At 74.9% G+C, this 13,714-nt stretch carries 12 protein-coding genes (1 of these 12 only partly in view); 10 read left to right on the top strand and 2 right to left on the bottom strand.

Annotated features, from left to right (window positions below; translation table 11 throughout):
• The first annotated feature begins 392 nt into the window (after positions 1 to 392).
• Entirely contained in the window at positions 393 to 2,078 is a 1,686-nt protein-coding gene (locus STTU_RS13455) for a sigma-70 family RNA polymerase sigma factor (protein ID WP_007823645.1), read from the top strand.
• A gap of 94 nt (positions 2,079 to 2,172) precedes the next feature.
• On the opposite strand, the gene STTU_RS13450 is transcribed toward STTU_RS13455, so the two are convergent.
• The gene (locus STTU_RS13450; protein WP_007823643.1) at positions 2,173 to 3,180 is read right to left on the bottom strand and encodes a hypothetical protein; all 1,008 of its coding nucleotides are present in this window, start codon (positions 3,178 to 3,180) and stop codon (positions 2,173 to 2,175) included.
• A gap of 299 nt (positions 3,181 to 3,479) precedes the next feature.
• Here STTU_RS13450 and STTU_RS13445 point away from each other — a divergent pair, with 299 nt between their 5' ends.
• The 9 genes from STTU_RS13445 (at position 3,480) to proC (ending at position 13,075) form a co-directional block, all read left to right on the top strand.
• Positions 3,480 to 4,466, top strand: a complete 987-nt coding sequence (locus STTU_RS13445) for a Ppx/GppA phosphatase family protein (protein ID WP_007823641.1) — start codon at positions 3,480 to 3,482, stop codon at positions 4,464 to 4,466.
• Between the two features lie 397 nt (positions 4,467 to 4,863).
• Positions 4,864 to 5,802: a sugar phosphate isomerase/epimerase family protein gene (locus tag STTU_RS13440; RefSeq protein ID WP_007823639.1), complete on the top strand. Its 939-nt coding sequence runs from the start codon at positions 4,864 to 4,866 to the stop codon at positions 5,800 to 5,802.
• A 95-nt stretch (positions 5,803 to 5,897) separates the two neighbouring features.
• Complete coding sequence (locus STTU_RS13435) at positions 5,898 to 6,563, top strand: TetR family transcriptional regulator (protein ID WP_007823637.1); 666 nt, start codon at positions 5,898 to 5,900, stop codon at positions 6,561 to 6,563.
• A gap of 295 nt (positions 6,564 to 6,858) precedes the next feature.
• Entirely contained in the window at positions 6,859 to 8,712 is a 1,854-nt protein-coding gene (ilvD, locus tag STTU_RS13430) for a dihydroxy-acid dehydratase (RefSeq protein WP_043257369.1), read from the top strand.
• A gap of 36 nt (positions 8,713 to 8,748) precedes the next feature.
• On the top strand, positions 8,749 to 9,318 hold the full coding sequence (locus STTU_RS13425; protein ID WP_007823633.1) for a hypothetical protein: 570 nt from the start codon (positions 8,749 to 8,751) through the stop codon (positions 9,316 to 9,318).
• An 81-nt stretch (positions 9,319 to 9,399) separates the two neighbouring features.
• The gene (locus tag STTU_RS13420; RefSeq protein WP_007823631.1) at positions 9,400 to 10,230 is read left to right on the top strand and encodes a class I SAM-dependent methyltransferase; all 831 of its coding nucleotides are present in this window, start codon (positions 9,400 to 9,402) and stop codon (positions 10,228 to 10,230) included.
• A gap of 320 nt (positions 10,231 to 10,550) precedes the next feature.
• Positions 10,551 to 11,339, top strand: a complete 789-nt coding sequence (locus STTU_RS13415; RefSeq protein WP_007823628.1) for an ABC transporter ATP-binding protein — start codon at positions 10,551 to 10,553, stop codon at positions 11,337 to 11,339.
• Complete coding sequence (locus STTU_RS13410; protein WP_010277327.1) at positions 11,336 to 12,073, top strand: ABC transporter permease; 738 nt, start codon at positions 11,336 to 11,338, stop codon at positions 12,071 to 12,073. The genes STTU_RS13415 and STTU_RS13410 overlap by 4 nt, the downstream gene beginning before the upstream one ends.
• A gap of 195 nt (positions 12,074 to 12,268) precedes the next feature.
• Positions 12,269 to 13,075 (top strand): pyrroline-5-carboxylate reductase, encoded by an 807-nt coding sequence (gene proC / locus STTU_RS13405; RefSeq protein ID WP_010277329.1) that lies wholly within the window; start codon positions 12,269 to 12,271, stop codon positions 13,073 to 13,075.
• Positions 13,076 to 13,137: 62 nt separating this feature from the next.
• Here the strand turns inward: proC and STTU_RS34920 are convergent, their stop codons facing one another.
• Positions 13,138 to 13,714 carry the end of an FG-GAP-like repeat-containing protein gene (locus tag STTU_RS34920; protein WP_234019226.1) on the bottom strand. It continues 1,160 nt past the right edge of the window, so only the last 577 of its 1,737 coding nucleotides appear in the window; its start codon lies beyond the right edge, outside the window; its stop codon occupies positions 13,138 to 13,140.

Raw genomic sequence — 13,714 nt, 5'->3', positions numbered from 1 at the left:
GCCACCGTAGCGGGAGGGACTGACAGGGGGAGTTGGGACGAGGGGCGGGGGGCGGAGGTCCGGGTTTTTTGGGGGATGTCCCTGAGGGGTCCCTCAGGGGTGGGGGCCGGGGAGTCGGGGATGTCCCCTAGGGGATCGGTGGGCCCCCGACGGGCCACAACGGTCGGGGGTCGGCGGGGAGTTCCCGCGGGGCCGGTGCGGGGAGGGGGAGCGTGGGGGATTCGGTGGGGCGTGGAGGGGCGGGCGGCTGCGCGGGAGTGCTCCGTACGCCCCCGGCTGGAGCCGGACGCGCCTTTCGCTGTCCCCTTTCGAGCGATCTGTTCACCCGTAAGGAGTAAAACGGCTCAAGGAGGGGCGAGTGAGGGCGCACGTGCGCCTACGGTCGCCGGGTGATGAGCAGCAGGACCGAGCACTCCACCTCCCGGCACGGTACGGGCTCCTCAGGCGTGCCCGGCGCTGCCCTCGCGCAGCCCGGCGCGGGCATCGACGAGCGGTTCGACCGGCATCTCGACGGCCTCTTCACGTACTGCCTCTCCGTCCTGTGCGCGCACGAGGCGGCGGTCGGCGTGGTGCGCGAGGTGCTCGAACTCGCCGCGCGCAAGCAGAGCCGCGCGCCGCAGGACGAGACGGACCGGCAGGCGTGGCTCTACGCGCTGGCCCGCTGGGTGTGCCTGCGGCGGCTCACCGAGACGCGCGGGCGCTCCGAGGAGGGAGCGCGCGAGGAGTCCGCGGAGGGGCGCGAGCGGCGCAGGGAACTGGCCCGGCTCGCCTGGCCGGAGGCGGCGGGGACGAGCCCCGAGCAGCGCGAGGCGCTGGAACTCGCGGTCCGGCACGAACTGACCCCGCCCCAGGTCGCCTCCGTGATCGGTCTGGAGGCGAGCGCGGCGCGCGAGCTGCTCGCGGCGGCGGCGTGCGAGGTGGAGCGGACGCGAGTCGCGCTCGGGGTCGCGGCGAGCGGGGGCTGCCCGGTCGCGGCGCGGTACGCGGGGGACCGCCGTATCCCGCTCGGCTCCGCGCTGCGCGGCGAGCTGGTGCGCCACGTCGACGAGTGCCCGCGCTGCCGCCGTACCGCCGAGCGCGCCGGTGCCGCCGAGCCGTGGCCCGGCACGGCCGTCACCCCGGACGCGCTGCCCGTCCTCACGGCGCCGCGCGCCGAGATCCTCGCGCGCCCCACCGCCGTGCCGTCCAAGCGCCGCAAAGGCGCCGCGCAGTTGCGCCTCGACCGCAAGGGCTTCCCGCTCGACGCGCGGGAGCGCGCGGCCCGGCGCGAACGGCTGCGCTCGCGCGCCGTCACGTCGACGGTCGTGGCGACCGTCGTCGCCGCGCCGCTCCTCGCGCTGTGGACCTCGTACGGGGGCGGCCTCCCCTTCCTCGACGACGGCCCGGACGGCGGGCGCGCGGTGAGCGCGCGGGACGGCGAGGGCAAGGACGGTGCGGGAGCGGAGCCGTACGAGAACGCGGGCAGCGCCCAGGAGGCGGGCGCACCGCTCTCGGCGACCGTCGTCGACCCGGGGGGCAGGCACCGCGCGGGCGCCTCGGGGCTCGCCATCACCGTCCGCACGCGCGGCGACACCAGTCTGATCACGCTGCGCGCCACCGGCCGCGCCCCGCTCGACTGGGGGCTCGCGACGGGGGCCGACTGGGTGCGGCTGAGCGAGCACGCGGGGCGGCTCGAACGGGGCGAGTCGGTGACGGTGCTGGCGCACGTGGTGCGCGGGCGGGCGCCGGGGCACGGCTGGCGGGCCGAGATCCGGGTGAGCCCGGTGAACGCGGTGATCGTGCTCAGCGGCGGCGGCACCCGTACCCGTGCGCACGACAAGGGCGCCGGAGACGGCGGGCAGAGCGCCGAGCCGCCCACCGCGTCACGGAGCGCCGGGCCGAGCCACAGCCAGGAGCCCCCGACCGACACCGGCCCGAGCGAGGACCCGCCGCCCACCGGTCCCGGCCCGAGCGAGCCCCCGACGAGCCAGCCGCCCGAACCACCGGAGAGCACCCCGCCCACCTCGGGACCCACGGGCCCGGAGGAGCCGACGGCGGGGGAGCCGGGGGCGGAGGGGGAACAGCAGCGGAGGCACTAGAGGGACCGGCCCTCCCCGGCCCGTCCCTCCCGTGCCCCAGGCTCGGCCCCCCGGCCCGTCCCTCCCGCGCCCCACCCTCCGGCCCCCCGGCCCGTCAGCGCACCTGGTCCGCCGGGTGCGGTGCCACCAGCGGAAGCTGCGAGGCCAGCCGCGTCTCGCACATCTCGACGAGCTGCGCGTACGCCTTCTTGCCCATCAGCTCCGTCAGCTCGGGCCGGTACGAGACGTAGACCGGCTCGCCCGCGCCGTGCGCCGAGGTCGCCGAGGTGCACCACCAGTGCAGGTCGTGGCCGCCCGGACCCCAGCCCCTGCGGTCGTACTCGCCGATCGACACCTGGAGGATCTGCGTGCCGTCCGGCCGCTCCACCCAGTCGTACGTCCTGCGCACCGGCAGCTGCCAGCACACGTCCGGCTTCGTCTCCAGCGGCTCACGGCCCTCGCGCAGCGCCAGGATGTGCAGCGCGCAGCCCGCGCCGCCCGCGAAACCGGGACGGTTCTGGAACACGCACGACCCCTGCCAGCGCCGCGTCTGCCGCTCCCCGTCGTTCTCGTCGAGCTGCACCCAGCCCGTCGTGGTGCCCACGTCGTGGTGCTGCCAGATGTCCGGCGTGAGGCGCTCGACGAAACCGGCGACCCGCTCCTCGTCCTCCTCGTCCGAGAAGTGCGCGCCCAGCGTGCAGCAGCCGTCGGCCGCCCGCCCCGCCTGAATGCCCTGGCAGCCGCTGCCGAAGACGCAGCTCCAGCGCGAGGTGAGCCAGGTCAGGTCGCAGCGGAAGACCTGCTCCTCGTCCTCCGGATCGACGAACTCCACCCACGCCCGCGCGAAATCGAGCCCCTTCTCGTCGTCCTCGGGAAGGGGGTACGTGCCCGGCCCGGCCGCCACCGCGACGGCCACCTCGCCCGCACCGTCCTCCGGCGAGGCGGTCCGCAGCTCGCGCGCGAGCAACGCGGCCCGCTTCGCGCTCTGCTTCGCGCTCCGCTTGTCCGCCTGCTTCTCGCCCTGCTTGCGCTTCCGCTTGTCCTGCTTCTGCTGCTGCGGCACCTCGGGGGCCCCTTCGGACGGCGGCATTTCCGGGGACTTCGCCTTTTTCGTCTTCGGCACGGGCCCAGCGTAAGCGCGTCGCCCCGCCGACCGGGAACGTCACACCCGCGTCCCCCCACCAGGTCACACCGCGTTCCGCGACGAGCACGCCGCGCCCCTCCGCCGCCGCTGCGCCGCCCCGCCCCGCGACGCCGCGCCGCCCACCCCGCGTCCCCGCGAGGTCGCACACCCGCCGCCCCGCGCGCGCCCTCCGCCTCGGCTGTCCGCCTCCACCCACGGCCGCCCGCGCCCCGTACGCCCCGGTACACCGGGCGGTACTCCGCCCGCGCGCCCGGAGCGGCGCAGTAGCGTGTGCGGCCATGAGGCTCGGAGTACTCGACGTCGGCTCGAACACGGTGCATCTGCTCGTCGTCGACGCCCACCACGGCGCGCGGCCCCTGCCCGCGCACTCGCACAAGGCCGAACTGCGCCTGGCCCAGCTCCTCGACGCGGACGGCGCGATCGGCGAACGCGGCGTGACCGCGCTCGTCGCCACCCTCCGCGCGGCGCTCCAGGCCGCCGAGGACAAGGGCGTCGAGGAACTGCTCCCCTTCGCGACCTCCGCCGTGCGCGACGCCGTCAACGCCGACGAGGTCCTGCGCCGCGTCCGCGAGGAGACCGGCGTACGGCTCGACGTGCTCAGCGGCCCCGAGGAGGCCAGGCTCACGTTCCTCGCCGCGCGCCGCTGGTGCGGCTGGTCGGCGGGCCGGCTGCTCCTCCTCGACATCGGCGGCGGCTCGCTGGAGATCGCGTACGGCCTCGACGAGGAACCCGACGCCGCCGTCTCGCTGCCGCTCGGCGCGGGCCGCCTCACGCACGCGCGCCTGCCGGGCGATCCGCCCGCGCCCGGGGACGTCAGGGAGCTGCGCAAGTACGTACGGGCCTCGATAGCCCGCGTCGTCGGCGAGTTCAGCCGCTTCGGGCCGCCCGACCGCGTCGTCGCGACGTCCAAGACCTTCCGCCGCCTCGCCCGCGTCGGCGGCGCGGCACGCTCGTCCGAGGGCCTGTACGTGACGCGCGAGCTGAAGCGCCGCTCCCTGGAGGAGTGGGTGCCGCGCCTCGCCGCGATGACCGCCGCCGAACGCGCCGAACTCCCCGGCATCCCCGAGGACCGCGCCGACCAGCTCCTCGCGGGCGCGATCGTCGCCGAGGGCGCCTTCGACCTCTTCGACATCGAGCGCGCGGAGATCTGCCCCTGGGCCCTCCGCGAGGGCGTCATCCTCCGCCGACTCGACCGCCTCGACCGCGCCGAGGGCGGTCGCGGAACGGTCACCGACGCCATCGTCACGCGATCCCCACGGGGCTGAGTCAGGACCCGGCCGCCCTCCACGCACCGCACCTGCGCCGCCGCCGATACGGGGGCAAGCGTCACCGTCACGAGAAGAGGCAGAACCGCCGGGGACTCCGCCGTCACCATCCCCTCGTCGCCCGGGGAACCGGCCGAGCGAGCGACGCCACCCGCAGGCGGCCCGCACCGCACCCCGCCCGGCACCCTGCCTCTCACCCCTGGAGCGCCTTATCGCCGCCGCCCGCAAGGCCGATCGCACCGCTCCGTCTCCGCCCGTCGCCCCTCCTCCCGCCCCTCGTGGTGAAGCGCACACTCTCCGCCACCGCGCAGGTCGAGCCGGGCGGGAGCGCGTCCCGCGCGGCCCGGCGTGGCTTCCGCCCGGACGTCCGCGCGCCGCCGCCCCGTAGGCTGTGGGGGTGGTTGAAGCAGCGGTCCGCGTTCCGGGGGCGAAGGTCGCCCTGTCGACGGCCTCGGTCTATCCCGAGTCGACGGCGACGGCCTTCGAGATCGCCGCGCGCCTCGGTTACGACGGCGTCGAGGTCATGGTGTGGACCGACCCGGTCAGCCAGGACATCGACGCCCTGCGCAGGCTCTCCGACTTCCACCGCGTCCCCGTCCTCGCCGTCCACGCCCCCTGTCTGCTCATCACACAACGGGTGTGGACAACGGACCCCTGGACCAAGCTCCAGCGCGCCCGCAGCGCCGCCGAGCGCCTCGGCGCCTCCGCCGTCGTCGTCCACCCGCCCTTCCGCTGGCAGCGCCAGTACGCGCGCGACTTCGTCGACGGCATCTGGCGCATGGCGAACGAGACGGACGTGCGCTTCGCCGTCGAGAACATGTACCCCTGGCGCTACCGCGAGCGGGAACTCCTCGCCTACGCCCCCGACTGGGACGTCACGCACGACGACTACCGGCACTTCACCGTCGACCTCTCGCACACCGCGACGGCCCGCACCGACGCGACCGCGATGATCGACCGCATGGGCGACCGCCTCGCCCACGTGCACCTCGCCGACGGCTCGGGCTCCGGCAAGGACGAGCACCTCGTGCCGGGGCGCGGCACCCAGCCGTGCGCCGAGACGCTGGAACGCCTCGCCGCGAGCAGCTTCACGGGCCACGTCGTCATCGAGGTCAACACGCGGCGCGCGATGTCCAACGCCGAACGCGAGGCGGACCTCGCCGAAGCCCTCGCCTACACGCGCCTCCACCTGGCCGCCCCGCTCTCCCCGCCCCACCCCGAAAGCACCGGGGCCGCCGGGGCCGCTGAAGCCACGGAAGCCGCCGGGGCCGCCGGAGCCCCGCGCACCGAGCCCGGCCCCACCACCCCCTCGCCCGCGAGGTCCCCCCGCCCCTGACCAGGAACGCGGGCGGGCGGCCCGGCAACGGGCACACGAAACGGGCGGACGGTACGGGAAGACGGCACGGGCACGGCAGCGGGAAGGCGGTACGGATGGCGGACGACGAGACGGAGCGGGAACCCCGCCGACGCCGCGGCCGGCCCCCCAAGGCCCTCGCCGCGAACGGCCCCGGCGCCAGGGAACGCATCCTCGACGCCGCCAGGACCGCCTTCGCCGCGCACGGCTACGACCGCACCCCGGTACGCGCCGTCGCACAGCTCGCCGGGGTCGACGCCTCCCTCGTGCACCACTACTTCGGCACGAAGGACGCCCTGTTCGCAGCAGCCGTCGAGGCGCACTTCGCACCGACCGAAGGGCTCGCCGACGTGATCGGCGCGGGCGCGGACGGCGTCGGCGAACGCCTCGCCACGTACTTCTTCGGCATCTGGGAGAACCCCGCCTCCCGCGCCCCGCTGCTCGCCCTCGTCCGCTCCGCGCTCACCCACGAGGCCGCCGCCGGAGTCCTGCGCTCGCTCGTCCTCAGCCGCCTCCTGGAGCGCATCGCCCAGCGACTCGACGTCCCCGAGCCCCGCCTGCGCGCCGAACTCGCCGCCTCGCACCTCGTCGGCATCGCCCTGCTGCGGTACGTGCTCGGGGTCGAACCCATCGCCTCCGAACCGGCCCCCCGCCTCGTCGCCGCCGTCGCCCCCACCCTCCAGCGCTACCTGACCGACCCGGACCCGAGCGCCGCGGGCGAACCACCGCCCGGCCACCCCTAGGCCCGGCGCCCGGAGAGGCCCGTCCGCGAGAGGCCCGGCCCGGAGACCAGGCGGTCAGCCCACCCCGGCCCCTGGGAACAGTCCCCACGCCAACACCCCGCCCCGCCCCCGCCGGTAGGCCCGCGGACACCGCCCGACCCTCGCCCCACCGCGCACATACGTCCCGTATTCCGGACACCCTGTCCAGATCTTGGAGCACGGGCGTACGCTCGACCGCAAGCCTTACGCGTCGAAGGCGGCCCCCCGGCCGCGCCCGGCGCGCATCACCACCCTGTACGACGAGGAGCGAGCGACGATGCCCGAGCTGAGGTCCCGCACTGTCACCCACGGCCGCAACATGGCGGGCGCCCGCGCCCTTATGCGCGCGTCGGGCGTAGCCAGTGCGGACATCGGCAAGCCGATCGTCGCCATCGCGAACTCGTTCACCGAGTTCGTGCCCGGCCACACCCACCTCCAGCCGGTCGGCCGGATCGTCTCCGAGGCGGTCAAGGCGGCGGGCGCCGTGCCCCGCGAGTTCAACACGATCGCCGTCGACGACGGCATCGCGATGGGCCACGGCGGGATGCTCTACTCGCTGCCCTCGCGCGACCTGATCGCCGACTCCGTCGAGTACATGGTCGAGGCGCACTGCGCCGACGCGCTCATCTGCATCTCGAACTGCGACAAGATCACGCCCGGCATGCTGATGGCCGCCCTGCGCCTCAACATCCCGACGGTCTTCGTCTCCGGCGGCCCGATGGAGGCCGGCAAGGCGACGCTGGTCGACGGCACCGTCCGCAAGCTCGACCTGATCAACGCGATCAGCGACGCGGTCAACGAGTCGGTCTCGGACGAGGACATCCTCCGGATCGAGGAGAACGCCTGCCCCACCTGCGGCTCCTGCTCCGGCATGTTCACCGCCAACTCGATGAACTGCCTCACCGAGGCGATCGGCCTCTCGCTCCCGGGCAACGGCTCGGTCCTCGCGACGCACACCGCCCGCCGCGCGCTCTACGAGAAGGCCGGCGAGACCGTCGTCGAACTGACCCGCCGCTACTACGAGCAGGACGACGACAGCGTCCTGCCGCGCAACATCGCCACGCACGCGGCCTTCGAGAACGCCATGGCGCTCGACATCGCCATGGGCGGCTCGACGAACACGATCCTGCACCTGCTCGCGGCCGCCCAGGAGGCGGGCGCGGACTACGACCTGCACGACATCAACGACGTCTCGCGCCGCGTCCCCTGCCTCGCGAAGGTCGCGCCGAACGTGGCCGGCTCGACCACGTACTACATGGAGGACGTGCACCGCGCGGGCGGCATCCCGGCGATCCTCGGCGAGCTGTACCGGGGCGGGCTGCTCAACGAGGACGTGCACACGATCCACTCGTCCTCCGTCAAGGACTGGCTGGAGACGTGGGACGTGCGCGGCGGCACGGCGAGCGGGGAGGCCGTCGAGCTGTGGCACGCGGCGCCCGGCTGCCGCCGCAGCGCGGAGGCGTTCTCGCAGTCGGAGCGCTGGGACACGCTCGACACGGACGCGGCGGGCGGCTGCATCCGCGACGTCGCGCACGCCTACTCGGCGGACGGCGGCCTCGCGGTCCTGCGCGGCAACCTCGCCGTGGACGGCGCCGTCGTGAAGACCGCGGGCGTCGACGAGTCGATCTGGACCTTCGAGGGCCCCGCCGTCGTCTGCGAGTCGCAGGAGGAGGCCGTCGAGAAGATCCTCGCGAAGAAGGTCACGCCCGGCGACGTCGTCGTCATCCGCTACGAGGGCCCCAAGGGCGGCCCCGGCATGCAGGAGATGCTCTACCCGACGTCCTTCCTCAAGGGGCGCGGGCTCGGCAAGGTGTGCGCACTCGTCACCGACGGCCGCTTCTCCGGCGGCACCTCCGGCCTCTCCATCGGCCACGCCTCGCCCGAGGCCGCCGCCGGGGGCACGATCGCGCTCGTCGAGGACGGCGACCGCATCCGCATCGACATCCCGAACCGCTCGATGGAACTCCTCGTCGACGAGGAGACCCTCGCGGCACGCCGCGAGGCGCTCGGCGGGGTCTACGCGCCGAAGAACCGCGAACGGGCCGTCTCGGCCGCACTGCGGGCGTACGCGGCGATGGCGACCAGCGCCGACAAGGGCGCCGTGCGCGACGTGACCCTGCTCGGGGGCTGAGCCCCCGCCGTGCTCCGCGCCCGCGATAATCGCCGGGTGACCGAGAACGCGCACGAGACCCCCGGCCGCCCCCCGTCCCCCCGGGAACCGGCCGCCAGGACACCGGCCCCGGCACCCGGGACACCGGGCGAGCCGGGGCCCCTCCCCGAACCGCTGCGCTTCTTCGGCACGACGTGGCTCGCCCACGACGGCGGCTACGGCGCCCGCCGCGCCGCCGTCGGCCTCGGCTCGCTGCTCTGCGCGGCGGCCGGGGCCTTCGTGCTGAAATTCGCCTACGAGGGCATCGCGCTCGCCGACGTGGGCGGCCTCGTGAACATCCTGCTCGTCGTGATGTTCACGCTGTGCACGGCGATGGCCTTCGCCCGTACGTGGCAGAACTTCACCCGCCGCCCCGACCCCGCGGCCCAGCAGTCCGTGCGCGGCCTCCTGGCCATCGGCTTCCTCGGCACCCTCCTCGCCCACGCGGTCCGCTGCCTGAGCGAGGCCCCGGGCGAGTCCCTCGTACGGAGGGAGTACGAGGAAGCGCGGGCGCGGTACGAGAAGCGCCGCGCCAAAGGCGGCCCGAAACCGGGCGCGAAGGGCCGCGGGAAGCCGAAACGCCGCTGACCGGAGCCGAGGCGGCCCGGGACGGGGCCCGGCGCCGGGGGCACTTGACCCGCCGCCCGGCGGTCCGCGCAGGATGACCCCATGGACGCTGCCACGCACACCCGCAGAGCACACTCCTTCAACGCCGCCGCGGGTTCCTACGCCGCCTACCGGCCCTCCTACCCCGACGCCCTCTTCGACGCCGTCGAGGACCTCGCCGGACGCCCCCTGAGCGGCGCCCGCGTCATCGACGTCGGCGCCGGAACCGGCATCGCGAGCGCCCGGCTCGCCGCCCGCGGCGCCCACGTCCTCGGCGTCGAACCCGGCGCGGGCATGGCCGCCCAGTACCGCCTCGACCACCCCGGACTCCCCGTCGTGCGCGGCGACGGCAACGCGCTCCCGCTCCGCGACGCCTGCGCCGACTTCGTCACCTACGCCCAGTCCTGGCACTGGACCGACCCCGAGCGCGCGCTCCCCGAGGCCCTGCGCGTCCTGCGTCCGGGCGGCGCGCTCGCCGCGTGGTGGAACATCTCCGACCCGGAGGAGGAGTGGGTCGCCGCCCAAGGGGCCCGCCTGCGCGAGTGGTTCGGCGCCGGGGCCCAGGCGCACGGAGCCCCCGGAGCGCGGGCCGCGCACACGCTCCAGCAGACGCCGGAGCCCGCCCAGGACCCCCGCTACGGCCATGCGAGAAGCCGCGTGCTCGCCGAAAAGACCGACTCCGCCTCGCGCACCGTGCGATGGAGCCGCCGCATCCCGCTCGACCACCACCTCGCGAACCTCGCAAGCCACTCCATCCTCCTCGTTCACGACGAATCCACCCGGAACAACTTCTTGGCAGCCGAACGCGCGGCGCTTCTCGCGGTGTTCCCGGACGCCACGATCGAGGAGAAATACATCGTCGAGTTGACGCTCACGCGCCACCCGGCACGCTGACCCGATCTGGCGCCGCGTCACCCCTGACCTGCGACGCCGCCCCACCCCGTACCGCCGAAGGCCCCCGTACCCCGGGGGCCTTCGCGCGTCAACACGCGGACACGGCCCGGACTGGCACGCGCGGCCCGCCCCACCCCTAGTACCCGCAGGCCCTTGACGGCAGGGACACCGCGCCCAAGAATTAACCGAGCGATTAATTAATCGCATGGCACCCGCACCGCCCACCCGCCCCGCACGACCGACCGGATCGCGCGCCACCGGCCGAGACCCGCACCACCCACCGCCTCCCGCACGAAAACCACGGAAACCACGGAGAACCCATGCCCCCCAGCCGTCCCGCCCCGCCCGCCCCCGACCCCGCGCCCCCGGACGCCGTCCGCGTCTCCCGTCTCACCGTCCACCGCGGCCACCGCACCGTCCTCGACGACCTCGCCTTCACCGTCCCCACCGGCCGCGTCACCGGGCTGCTCGGCCCCTCCGGCTGCGGGAAGTCGACCCTCATGCGCGCCGTCGTCGGCACCCAGCGCGCGGTCACGGGCGAGCTGACCGTCCTGGGCGCGCCCGCCGGAACCCCGGCCCTGCGCCCCCGCGTCGGCTACGTGACACAGGCCCCCTCCGTCTACGACGACCTGAGCGTGCGCCAGAACCTCGCCTACTTCGCCGCCGTGCTCGACCCGGGCCGCCGCGCGGCGCACCGCCGCACCGCCGCGGTCGACGCCGCCCTCGAAGCCGTCGACCTCACCCGGCACTCCGAGGCCCGCGCGGGCGCCCTCTCCGGCGGCCAGCGCAGCCGCGTCTCGCTCGCCGTGGCCCTCCTCGGCAGCCCCGAACTCCTCGTACTCGACGAACCCACGGTCGGCCTCGACCCCGTCCTCCGCCGCGAGCTGTGGGCCCTCTTCCACCGCCTCGCCCGCGAGAACGGCACGAGCCTGCTCATCTCCTCGCACGTCATGGACGAGGCCGAACGCTGCGACCACCTCCTCCTGCTCCGCGAGGGCACCCTCCTCGCCGCGGGCAGCCCCGGGGAACTGCGCACCCGCACCACGACCGACTCCGTCGAGGCCGCGTTTCTCGCCCTCGTGGACACCGCGGCCCAGGAGGACCGATGAGCCCCGCCCGCACCCTCGCCACCGCCGCGCGCGTCCTGCGCCAGCTCCGCAACGACCCCCGGACCGTCGCGCTGCTCCTCGTCGTCCCCTGCCTGATGATCTTCCTGCTGCGGTACGTGTTCGACGCGAGCCCGCGCACCTTCGACCAGATCGGCGCCTCCCTGCTCGGGATCTTCCCGCTCATCACGATGTTCCTGGTCGCCTCGATCTCGACCCTGCGCGAACGCACCTCGGGCACCCTCGAACGCCTCCTCGCGCTCCCCCTCGCGAAGGCCGACCTCATCGGCGGTTACGCCCTCGCCTTCGGTGCCCTCGCCGTCCTCCAGGCGGCCCTCGCGACCGGCCTCTCGGTGTGGGCTCTCGGCCTCGACGTGACCGGTTCTCCCTGGCTCCTGCTCCTGGTCGCGCTCCTCGACGCCCTCCTCGGCACCGCGCTCGGCCTCTTCGTCTCGGCCTTCGCCGCCTCCGAGTTCCAGGCCGTGCAGTTCATGCCGGCGGTGATCTTCCCGCAGCTCCTCCTGTGCGGCCTCTTCACCCCGCGCGACCGCATGCAGCCCGTCCTGGAGGCGATCTCGAACGTCCTCCCCATGTCCTACGCGGTCGACGGCATGAACGAGATCCAGCGCCACACGGGCGTCACGGGCGATTTCGTCCGCGACGTCCTCGTCGTCGCCGGCTGCGCCCTCCTCGTCCTGTCCCTGGGAGCGGCGACACTGCGCCGCCGTACGAACTGACGGTACGAACGTCGTACGAGCCGACGCACTGCCCGTCGTACAAGTCCGCGACGCCCCTCCCGCACACACGCCCGCCCGCGCCCGTGCGCCCGTGCGCCCGCCCGCCCGTACCGCCCACCGGACAGCCCCGCCCGCGAGCGCCGCCCGGTGCGAGACTGGCCGGCGGACGACGACCCCGCCCGGAGGGTGAACACGATGACGCTCAAAGTCGCCGTACTCGGCACCGGAAAGATCGGCGAGGCGCTGCTCAGCGGCATGCTGCGGGCCGGCTGGGCGCCGGAGGACCTGCTCGTGACCGCGCGCCGCCCCGAGCGCGCCGAGGAACTGCGCGCGCGCCACGGCGTGAGCCCCGTGGGCAACGCGGAGGCGGCGAAGAGCGCGGACATCCTCATCCTCACGGTGAAACCGCAGGACATGGGCGCGCTGCTCGACGAACTGGCCCCGCACCTGCCCGCCGACCGCCTCGTGATCAGCGGCGCGGCGGGCATCCCGACCGCCTTCTTCGAGGACCGCCTCGCCCCCGGCACGCCGGTCGTACGGGTCATGACGAACACCCCGGCGCTCGTCGACGAGGCGATGTCGGTGATCTCGGCGGGCACGCACGCCACGGAGGAGCACCTCGCGCACGCGGAGACGATCTTCGGCGGCGTCGGCAAGACCCTGCGGGTCCCGGAGAGTCAGCAGGACGCGGCGACCGCGCTCTCGGGCTCGGGCCCGGCGTACTTCTACTTCCTCGTCGAGGCGATGACGGACGCGGGCATCCTGCTCGGCCTCCCGCGCGACAAGGCCCACGAGCTGATCGTGCAGGCCGCGATCGGCGCCGCCGTGATGCTCCGCGACTCGGGCGAGCACCCGGTCAAGCTCCGCGAGAACGTCACGTCCCCGGCGGGTACGACGATCAACGCGATCCGCGAGCTGGAGAACCACGGCGTCCGCGCCGCCCTGATCGCGGCCCTCGAAGCGGCCCGCGACCGCAGCCGCGAGCTGGCGGCCGGGGCCTGAGACGGGCCGGGCCGGCGGGCGGGGCCTGAGCCGGGCCCGGGACCCGGCCGCCGCTCGGCCGTTCAGGACAGCGCGCGGATCGTGTTCCAGCTCCGCAGGCCCACCGTCGTACGGGGCCCGTCCGTCGGCTCGCCGCTCGCGGAGGTGCCGCCGGAGTAGAAGAGCAGGGTGCCGGTGCCCTCGCTCGTCGTGGCCCAGAGGTCCGCGCGGCCGTCCCGGTCGGCGTCCGCCGCCCCGGCGAGCAGGGGCCGGGCGGCGGTGGTCCAGCCGTGCCCGTACTCGGTCCGCGCGCCGACGCCTCCACCGGCGAGACCGCGGTACAGCCACAGCGTGCCGTCCCGCGTGTCGCGGGCGAGCAGGTCGGGACGGCCGTCGTGGTCCGCGTCCCCGGGCGCGGTCAGGGTCATGGGCGACCAGCCACCGGTGCCGATCAGCCGGGGTTCCCGCACGGCGGGCCGGTGCGTCCAGTCGTTCTCGTACAGCCACAGCTTGCCGCCGGTCGACACGACGAGGTCCGTGCGGCCGTCGCCGGTCGCGTCGCCGATCGCGACGAGCCGCGCGTCGGAGGCGAGACCGGTGCGGAGGCGGACGGGGGAGCCGAGCGTGCCGCCGACGCGTCCGGGATAGACGCGCAACTCG

Origin of the sequence: Streptomyces sp. Tu6071 (assembly GCF_000213055.1) — a bacterium.
In the GTDB taxonomy this organism is placed as follows: domain Bacteria; phylum Actinomycetota; class Actinomycetes; order Streptomycetales; family Streptomycetaceae; genus Streptomyces; species Streptomyces evansiae.
Note: the sequence above shows the minus strand (reverse complement) of the source record. Positions and strands in the feature narration are given on the sequence as shown.